Below are 2,649 nucleotides of genomic sequence, written 5' to 3' on the forward strand. Positions count from 1 at the left end.
CACGGCATGGATGCCGCGGCCAAGCCCCCACGGACGGGTTTACGGCGTCCCCCGCAACCGGACCCATCCCGCCAACCCACGGAATGCCCGCTGTTGCTTTGGCCGTTGCCGTTGCCGTTGCGTCTGCGGGTGCCGGGCGGCAGCCCGGCCCAAGCCCCCCACCCACGCAGGTAGAATGCGCCCATGGCTCTTTCCCTGCTCAAGTCCCTCAAGCCGGTCGCTGGCCGCGCCCTGCAGATCGCCCTGAACCGCGCGCTGGCGCTGGATCCGGATACCCGCCATGCCCTGGCCAGCCTCGATGGCCGGCACATTGACCTGACCCTGGAAGCGCCGTCGCTGGCGATGCGCATCAGCGTCGATGGCGACCAGCTGCGGGTCGGCCCGGTGGATGCGCAGGAAGCCGACCTGGCCGTGCGCAGCAGCCTGGCCGGCGTGCTGGCGCAGCTGCCGCTGCTGGCCAACGCACGGCGCGGCGAGTCCAACAACAAGGGCCGTGTACGCGTGGCCGGTGACGCCGAACTGGCGCGGCGCCTGCAGCAGCTGGCCAAGGGCTTCGACCCGGACTGGCAGCAGCCGTTCGTCAGCGTATTCGGCGAGGTACTGGGCGTGCAGGTCGCCAACACCCTGCGCAGCGCCCTGCAGCACGCGCGCCAGGGGGCGATCGACCTGGCCCAAAGCGCCGCCGAGTTCATCACCGAGGAATCGCGCGACGTGGTGCCGCGCGCCGAACTGGATGCCTTCCATGATGATGTGGACGTGCTGCGCGATGACGTCGAGCGTCTTGGCGCGCGCGTGCAGCGCCTGCGGGGTGCCGCATGAAGGCCGTGCTGCGGGCGAGCCGCATCGGCCGGGTGATCCTGCGTTACCGCCTTGACGACCTGCTGCAGGGCACGCCGGCCGAGCGTTGGCTGCGCCTGGCCAAGCCGTTCGTGCCGCGTGCCTCGGCCGACATCGCCGCACAGTCGCGCGGTGCGCGCCTGCGCCTGGCGCTGCAGGATCTCGGCCCGATCTTCGTCAAGTTCGGCCAGATCCTCTCCACACGCCGCGACCTGGTGCCGCCGGATGTGGCCAATGAGCTGACCCTGCTGCAGGACCGGGTCAAGCCGTTCGACGGTGACACTGCGCGCCGCATTGTCGAGGAAGCGCTTGGCCTGCCGGTCAGCGAGGCGTTCGCCAGCTTCGATACCGAACCACTGGCCTCGGCTTCGATCGCGCAGGTGCATGCGGCCACGCTGGCCGATGGCCGCCAGGTGGTGGTCAAGGTGCTGCGCCCGGGCATCGAGAAGCAGATCGACGCTGATATCGCCCTGCTCAATTCGCTGGCCGCCCTGGTCGAGCGCACCCATCCACGCGCCGACAAGATCCGTCCGCGCGAAGTGGTGGCCGAAGTCGAGAACACCCTCGCCGCCGAGCTGGACCTGCAGCGCGAAGGCGCCAATGCCAGCGTGCTGCGCCGCTTCTGGGAGAACAGCGACGACCTGTACGTGCCGGAAGTGATCTGGAGCCATACCGCCGAGCGCGCGCTGACCCTGGAGCGCGTGTGGGGCATTCCGTCCGACGACATCGCCGCGCTCGACAAGGCGGGCATCGACCGCAAGGTACTGGCCGCCAAGGGCGTGCGGGTCTTCTACACCCAGGTGTTCCGCGACAACTTCTTCCATGCCGATGCGCACGCCGGCAACATCTGGGTCGACACCGATCCGGGCCGCCGCGCCAACCCGCGATTCATCGCGCTGGACTTCGGCATCATGGGCCAGCTGTCGCAGGAGGATCAGTACTACCTGGCTGAGAACTTCATGGCCATCTTCAACCGCGATTACCGCCGCATCGCCGAACTGCACGTGCAGGCGCGGTGGATGCCCGATCACGTACGCATCGATGATCTGGAAGCGGCCGTGCGTTCGGTGTGCGAGCCGTACTTCACCCGCCCGCTGTCGCAGATCTCGCTGGCCGAAGTGCTGATGAAGCTGTTCCGCGTGGCGCAGCGCTACCAGCTGACCCTGCAGCCGCAGCTGATCCTGCTGCAGAAGACCCTGCTGAACATCGAAGGTGTCGGCCGCCAGCTGGATCCGCAGATCGATATCTGGGCGGTGGCCAAGCCGGTGCTGGCGAAGATCCTGCGCGAGCGCTACAGCCCACGCCGGGTGGTGCGCGAGATCGGCAAGCGGTTGCCGGAAATCATGACCCACGCGCCGGACATGCCGCGCCTGGTACACGCTTGGCTGACCCAGCAGGTGGAGGGGCGCCACGAGCTGGCGATGCGCTCGCGCGATCTGGTTGCGCTGGATGCCAGCGTGCAGCGCCTGCAGAAGCGCGCGGTCGGCGCGATCACCGGCGTCGGCCTGCTGGCCATCGCCGCGCTGATGTACGTGCTGCAGCCACCGGGCTGGTACTGGGGCGACCTGCCGATGTGGAGCTGGGTGTCTGGTGCCGTCGGCGTTGCGCAGCAGGATGCCGGCGCCGCGAGCAGGCTTGCCGGCGCTCACTGCACGACCGCCGTCGCGCAGCCACGCCTGCCAGCTCGCTGATCAACGCCGCCAACACCCAGCTGACCGTGCAGCCGCGCGACTACCGCGTGCTCGGCATCGAGCCGCGCTATACCCAGCGCCTGCACTGGGGCAGCGCGATGCATGACATCACCGCCGGCTA

At 69.0% G+C, this 2,649-nt stretch carries 2 protein-coding genes; both read left to right on the top strand.

The window, feature by feature from the left end; genetic code table 11:
* Positions 1 to 183 precede the first annotated feature (183 nt).
* Positions 184 to 819: an SCP2 domain-containing protein gene (locus ABGA94_RS13755; protein ID WP_164230145.1), complete on the top strand. Its 636-nt coding sequence runs from the start codon at positions 184 to 186 to the stop codon at positions 817 to 819.
* Positions 816 to 2,528: a ubiquinone biosynthesis regulatory protein kinase UbiB gene (ubiB, locus tag ABGA94_RS13760; RefSeq protein ID WP_375367557.1), complete on the top strand. Its 1,713-nt coding sequence runs from the start codon at positions 816 to 818 to the stop codon at positions 2,526 to 2,528. The genes ABGA94_RS13755 and ubiB overlap by 4 nt, the downstream gene beginning before the upstream one ends.
* Positions 2,529 to 2,649 lie beyond the last annotated feature (121 nt).

Source organism: Stenotrophomonas sp. 3diitr2024 (assembly GCF_042136455.1).
GTDB classification, from domain to species: Bacteria; Pseudomonadota; Gammaproteobacteria; order Xanthomonadales; family Xanthomonadaceae; genus Stenotrophomonas; species Stenotrophomonas sepilia.